The sequence below is a fragment of the Amycolatopsis lexingtonensis genome (genome assembly GCF_014873755.1).
Taxonomy (GTDB): Bacteria; Actinomycetota; Actinomycetes; order Mycobacteriales; family Pseudonocardiaceae; genus Amycolatopsis; species Amycolatopsis lexingtonensis.
Map to the genome: position 1 here is coordinate 5,058,275 of NZ_JADBEG010000001.1, position 6,726 is coordinate 5,065,000.

General features: G+C 63.3%; 3 protein-coding genes and 2 rRNA genes (1 of these 5 running past the window's edge). 2 read left to right on the top strand and 3 right to left on the bottom strand.

Annotation, left to right across the window (positions count from 1 at the left end; genetic code table 11):
- Nucleotides 1-36: 36 nt before the first annotated feature.
- Nucleotides 37-996: a LysR family transcriptional regulator gene (locus H4696_RS22620; RefSeq protein WP_086859020.1), complete on the bottom strand. Its 960-nt coding sequence runs from the start codon at nucleotides 994-996 to the stop codon at nucleotides 37-39.
- Between the two features lie 69 nt (nucleotides 997-1,065).
- Between H4696_RS22620 and H4696_RS22625 the strand changes: the two genes are divergently transcribed.
- Entirely contained in the window at nucleotides 1,066-1,935 is an 870-nt protein-coding gene (locus H4696_RS22625) for a patatin-like phospholipase family protein (protein WP_086859021.1), read from the top strand.
- A gap of 104 nt (nucleotides 1,936-2,039) precedes the next feature.
- Nucleotides 2,040-3,251 carry a L,D-transpeptidase gene (locus H4696_RS22630; RefSeq protein WP_192782482.1) on the top strand — a complete coding sequence of 404 codons (1,212 nt, stop codon included), beginning with the start codon at nucleotides 2,040-2,042 and terminating at the stop codon, nucleotides 3,249-3,251.
- 434 nt (nucleotides 3,252-3,685) lie between these two features.
- Here H4696_RS22630 and rrf read toward each other — a convergent pair.
- Both rrf and H4696_RS22640 read right to left on the bottom strand, forming a co-directional pair.
- Nucleotides 3,686-3,802, bottom strand: a 5S ribosomal RNA gene (gene rrf, locus H4696_RS22635).
- 72 nt (nucleotides 3,803-3,874) lie between these two features.
- Nucleotides 3,875-6,726, bottom strand: a 23S ribosomal RNA gene (locus H4696_RS22640) (it continues 268 nt past the right edge of the window).

The window sequence follows — 6,726 nt, forward strand, 5'->3', positions numbered from 1 at the left end:
GTAATCCCAGCGGGGATAACACCGGCGTTATGCCGCCTATCGGGCCGCGACGAGCCGTTCGCCCGGATTCCGGCCGCACCACCGCGCGAAGTGCGGGTTCCGCTGCAGCGACGCCCGGTGCGCGACCTCCGCGCAGCGGAACACCTCGCCGGTCGTCGGCGTCCGGGCGTCGTCCTCGCGCGTGGCGAACAACAGCGTCGTCCACAGCGGGTCGCCCGCCAGCGGCAGCGCGAGCAGGCCGCGCGGGGGCGCCGAAGCCGCCTGCGCGAGGCAGACCGCGCCCTGCGCGATCAGCGTGCCCGCGGTCCCCGCCTCGGACGTGAAGTGCCGCACCCGCGGCGTGAACCCGGCGGCCGCGCACGCCTGCGCGAACCGCACGCGCACGCAGTTTTCGTGCGGTGGCGGCAGGATCCAGTCGCAGCCGGCCAGGTCCGCGAGGTCGACGACACCGCCGCGGATCGCCGGGTGCCCCTGCGCGATCCCGACGAAGATGGGCTCGGTCGCGAGCGTCCGCACGGCCAGCCCGGCGAAGTGGTGCGCCTCGGTCCCGTCGAACTGCTCCAGCAGAGCGACGTCGACGCGGCCGGTCGAGAGCAGCTTCAGCAGGGTCAGCGACGCCGGTTCGGCGTACGTCTGGACGTCGAGGTCCAGCTCCCCCAGCTCCTCGATGAACCGGCCGATGATCAGCAGCGGCACGTACCCGATCCGCAGCGACCGGGACTCGCTTTCGCCGTGGCGGCGGGCGGACGCGACGAGGGCCTGCATGTCCGAGAGCAGCGCGTCGGCGCGGGCGAGCACGAACCGGCCGAGCTCGGTGGGGCGGACGCCGCTGGGTTCGCGGACGAACAGGTCGCCGCCGAGGATCCGTTCGATCCGCTTGAGCTGCGCGGTGAGCGCGGGCTGGCTGACACCGAGGACGGTGGCGGCGCGGCTCACGCTCCCGCCGTCCGCGACGGCGCGGACGGCTCTGAGATGGCGCAGCTCCAGCTCGGCCACCCCAGCAGGTTAACGCCGGCTTCACGGGCCGCACGACCTGCGAAAGTCGGGCTTACTACATTCGGCGGTATGAGTCTCGCGGATCTTCCCCGGCCGATCGGCTTCGTCCTCGGCGGTGGCGGCAGCCTCGGCGCCATGCAGGTCGGCATGCTGCGCGCGCTGACCGAAGCGGGGGCCACGCCGGACCTCGTGACGGGCACGTCGGTCGGCTCGCTGAACGCCGCCGTCCTGGCCCGCTCCGGCGGCGACGCCTTGGCCGACCTGCACGGCATCTGGGCACACATGACCCGCGCGGAGGCGTTCCCCGGCGGCGTGCTGAGCCGCGTCCGGACGCTGACGCAGAGCAAAACGCACCTGTTCCCCAATTCCGGCCTGGCGGGGATCATCGCCGACCACCTCGGCGCCGAAACGCGGTTCGAGGACCTGGCGCTGCCGCTCGGCGTCGTCACGACGCAGGTCGACACGGCCGAACCGTTGCTCATCCGGTCCGGGCGGCTGCTCGAGCCGCTGCTGGCCAGCTGCGCGATCCCGGGCATCTTCCCGCCGGTGGAGCACGAGGGGCGGCTCCTCTACGACGGCGGGCTCGTCGCGAACGTGCCGATGCGGCAGGCACTGGCCATGGGCGCGAAGTCGTTGGTGGTGCTGGATTGCGCGTTCCCGGGGAAGATGCCGGACGCGCCGCGGACGTTCGCCGAGGTGATCATGTTCACCGCGATGATCAGCATGCGGAACCAGGCCGTGCTGGAAGCGCCGGTGGCCGCGGCTTCGGTGCCGGTGGTCTACCTGCCGGGTCCCGCACCCGTACGTGTGAACCCGCTCGACTTCGGGCACACGGAGGAACTGGCGGAACAGGCGTACCAGGCGGCGCGGGAGTACCTCGACGGGCTCGCGGTGCGCGGCCCGGGACTTTACGGTGCCCCGGGCCTCGTCGTCACGTGATCCGCGTCACGCCGATGCACCGATCCGCCGGTAAGAACGTCATCGCTATCGCGTAGTTTTGATGACGAATGCCCGCCGATCCCGATTCCCAAAAAAGAGACAATATGCTCCCCAAGAAGATTTTACTTTCGGTGGCCGGAATCCTCGCCGGGGCACTGCTGGTTTCCGCCTGCTCGTCCGGTGACGACGGCGGTTCCTCCGCCGGCGGGACACCGGCGCCGGGCTCGGCTTCGGCCTCCGAGACGCCGGTCGCGGTGACGTTCGAGCCCGCGGGTGGCACCGGGGTGAACCCGGCGACGCCGATCGTCGTCAAGGCGGCCAACGGAAAGCTGCTCGACGTCACGGTGACCAACAGCGCCAAGGGGAAGACGGTCGCCGGCAAGCTCGCCGACGACGGTTCGAGCTGGACGTCCACCGAGCCGCTCGGCTACGGCGCGACGTACAAGATCGTCGCGCACGCCCAGGGCGCCAACGGGAAACCGATCGAGCAGGACAACCAGATCAGCACGATCGCGCCGAAGAAGCAGGCCAACGCCAACCTCATCCCGGCCCCGTCCGCGGTGGCCAGTGCGGGCGTCGGCGTCGGCCAGCCGATCGTGTTCAGCTTCGGCAAGATCGCCGTCAAGAACAAGGCGGCGGTGGAGAAGGCCCTGTCGGTCGAGTCGACGCCGAAGCAGGAGGGCAGCTGGTACTGGATCGACGACTCGAACGTCCACTACCGGCCGAAGGAGTACTGGAAGGCCGGCACCACCCTCAAGGTCTCGGCGAAGATCTACGGCGTCGATTTCGGCGGCGGCGTGTTCGGCGCGGAGGACCGCGCGGAAACGTACAAGGTGCACGATTCCTGGATCGCGAAGGCGGACGGGAACACCGAGCAGATGCAGATCTTCCACAACGGCGCGATGGTCAAGTCCATGCCGATCTCGATGGGCAAGGACGCGACGCCCACCCACTTGGGCGCGCACGTCATTTCGGACAAGCAGGCGAACTACACGATGGACTCCTGCACGTACGGCGTCTGCCCGCCGGACCCGAAGGCGTACCGCTCCAACGAGAAGTGGTCGGAGCGGATTTCGAACGACGGCGAGTTCGTGCACGAGAACCCCAACAGCGTGGGGCAGCAAGGTAGTTCGAACGTGTCGCACGGGTGCATCAACCTGAACGACGCGAACGCCCAGTGGTTCTTCCAGAACATGGGGTTGGGTGACGTCGTGGAGGTGACCAACTCGGGCGGCCCGCAGCTGCCGGTTTGGGATCTGTACGGTGATTGGTCGAAGTCTTGGGCTGACTGGCAGGCCGGGTCGGCGTTGAAGTAGGGATTTGGTTCGGTTCGGCTGGCGGAAGGGCCGGGGCTCGGTAGGAGCTCCGGCCCTTTTTCATGCCGCCGGGCGGGGTTGGGCTGGAGCGTCGGCAGGCCTGCGGCTGCAGTTGTACGGCTGCCTGGGCACGAACGGACCGTTCGCAGTGGGAGGTGTCGGCGGACCGCTCGGGCCGCCGGTGACCGGGGCGCGGATGGCACTGAAGTGGCGCGAATGCCCGCCTGGCCGGCGGCGCTGAAGTCAGGTGCTCGCAGAGCAGTCACGCGCGCTCGGGCGGCGGCACCGAATGGTCCACTCGCCGCGTTGTCGGGGTGTGGGTAGCTCGGCACCAGCGGGAAATGGTGCGGGCGGGGCGGGTGTCCGTGGGCATGAAAAAGGGCCTGGCCGGGAGACTCTCGTCTCAACCGGGCCAGGCCCTTCCTTCATGTTAAGTTCGGCGGTGTCCTACTCTCCCACAACCCTTCGGTTGCAGTACCATCGGCGCTGTCAAGCTTAGCTTCCGGGTTCGGAATGGGACCGGGCGTTTCCCTGACGCTAAAACCACCGAAACATCTCTGAAACAACACACACCGTCACCGGCGTGGTGTTTCAGAACCGTAGAGTGGATGCGCAACATCTTCGTAGACAAGTCCTCGGCCTATTAGTACCAGTCAACTCAACAACACATTACTGTGCTTCCATATCTGGCCTATCAACCCAATGGTCTCTTGGGGGCCTTAACCCACAAAGGGGTGGGATACCTCATCTTGGAACAGGCTTCCCGCTTAGATGCCTTCAGCGGTTATCCCTTCCGAACGTGGCCAACCAGCCATGCCCTTGGCAGAACAACTGGCACACCAGAGGTTCGTCCGTCCCGGTCCTCTCGTACTAGGGACAGCCTTCCTCAAGTATCCTACGCGCGCGGCGGATAGGGACCGAACTGTCTCACGACGTTCTAAACCCAGCTCGCGTGCCGCTTTAATGGGCGAACAGCCCAACCCTTGGGACCTACTCCGGCCCCAGGATGCGACGAGCCGACATCGAGGTGCCAAACCATGCCGTCGATATGGACTCTTGGGCAAGATCAGCCTGTTATCCCCGGGGTACCTTTTATCCGTTGAGCGACACCCCTTCCACCAGGAGGTGCCGGATCACTAGTCCCGACTTTCGTCCCTGCTCGACATGTCTGTCTCACAGTCAAGCTCCCTTGTGCACTTGCACTCAACACCTGATTGCCAACCAGGCTGAGGGAACCTTTGGGCGCCTCCGTTACTCTTTAGGAGGCAACCGCCCCAGTTAAACTACCCATCAGGCACTGTCCCTGAACCAGATCATGGCCCGAGGTTCAGATTCCCAATTCGACCAGAGTGGTATTTCAACAACGACTCCACAGTAACTAGCGTCACCGCTTCACAGTCTCCCACCTATCCTACACAAGCCGAACCGAAAACCAATACCAAACTATAGTAAAGGTCCCGGGGTCTTTCCGTCCTGCCGCGCGTAACGAGCATCTTTACTCGTAGTGCAATTTCGCCGGGCCTGTGGTTGAGACAGCCGGAAAGTCGTTACGCCATTCGTGCAGGTCGGAACTTACCCGACAAGGAATTTCGCTACCTTAGGATGGTTATAGTTACCACCGCCGTTTACTGGCGCTTAAATTCTCAGCTTCGCCCCGAAAGGCTAACCGGTCCTCTTAACGTTCCAGCACCGGGCAGGCGTCAGTCCATATACATCGTCTTGCGACTTCGCATGGACCTGTGTTTTTAGTAAACAGTCGCTTTCCGCTGGTCTCTGCGGCCACCCACCCCTAGCCTGCAAGAAGCTTCAGGATGTTTGGCCCCCCTTCTCCCGAAGTTACGGGGGCATTTTGCCGAGTTCCTTAACCACAGTTCACCCGATCGCCTTGGTATTCTCTACCTGACCACCTGTGTTGGTTTGGGGTACGGGCCGTGCATGCACTCACTAGAGGCTTTTCTCGGCAGCATAGGATCACTCTACTTCGCCTCAAACGGCTACGCATCACGTCTCAGCCTATATGGAACACGGATTTGCCTATGTTCCGGCCTACACGCTTACACCAGGACAACCATCGCCTGGCGGAGCTACCTTCCTGCGTCACCCCATCGCTTGACTACTACGAAATCAGGTCCCACGCTCCACACACCGTCATTCACCCGAAGGCTTCAAACAGTGGCTTTGGGTGGTTAGTATCAAACGCCTCGTCATGGGCGCACATGCTCGGGTACGGGAATATCAACCCGTTGTCCATCGACTACGCCTGTCGGCCTCGCCTTAGGTCCCGACTTACCCTGGGCGGATTAGCCTGGCCCAGGAACCCTTGGTCATCCGGCGGCAGAGTTTCTCACTCTGCATTCGCTACTCATGCCTGCATTCTCACTCCCACACCCTCCACGACTGGCTTCCGCCGCCGCTTCCCTGGATGCAGGACGCTCCCCTACCCATCCATACCACTAGACAACACCCTCAAGGAGTGAAGCCGATGTATTGCATGAATGACACAGCTTCGGCGGTGTGCTTAAGCCCCGCTACATTGTCGGCGCAGGACCACTTGACCAGTGAGCTATTACGCACTCTTTCAAGGGTGGCTGCTTCTAAGCCAACCTCCTGGTTGTCTGGGCAATCCCACATCCTTTCCCACTGAGCACACACTTAGGGGCCTTAGCTGGTGTTCTGGGCTGTTTCCCTCTCGACGACGAAGCTTATCCCCCGCCGTCTCACTGCCGTACTCTAACACCACGGTATTCGGAGTTTGGTTGATTTCGGTAACCCGGTAAGGCCCCTAGACCATCCAGTAGCTCTACCCCCGTGGAGAAACATACGACGCTGCACCTAAATGCATTTCGGGGAGAACCAGCTATCACGGAGTTTGATTGGCCTTTCACCCCTACCCACAGCTCATCCCCTCAGTTTTCAACCTAAGTGGGTTCGGGCCTCCACGACGTCTTACCGTCGCTTCACCCTGGCCATGGGTAGATCACTCCGCTTCGGGTCTAGACCACGCGACTGGATCGCCCTATTCAGACTCGCTTTCGCTACGGCTACCCCACACGGGTTAACCTCGCCACGCAGCACTAACTCGCAGGCTCATTCTTCAAAAGGCACGCCATCACCCCAAAAGGCTCTGACGGCTTGTAGGCACACGGTTTCAGGTACTCTTTCACTCCCCTCCCGGGGTACTTTTCATCTTTCCCTCACGGTACTCGTCCGCTATCGGTCTTCAGGAAGTATTTAGGCTTACCGGGTGGTCCCGGCAGATTCACAGCAAATTCCACGAGCTCGCTGCTACTCGGGAACACCACCAAGATCGGTGAAACTGGTTTTCGCGTACGGGGCTCTCACCCACTCCGGCCCGCCATCCCAAGCGGTTCCACTAACCAGCACAACAACCCGAAGAAATGTCAGTCTCTTCAAGGTGGGTCCCACAACACCGCACACACAACGCCTGACAGCTTGACATATGCACGGTTTAGCC

Bases quoted from the DNA above. Each gene is read 5' to 3' on its own strand.
- H4696_RS22625 (WP_086859021.1), top strand. From the start codon at position 1,066: ATGAGTCTCGCGGATCTTCCCCGGCCGATCGGCTTCGTCCTCGGCGGT.
- H4696_RS22630 (WP_192782482.1), top strand. From the start codon at position 2,040: ATGCTCCCCAAGAAGATTTTACTTTCGGTGGCCGGAATCCTCGCCGGG.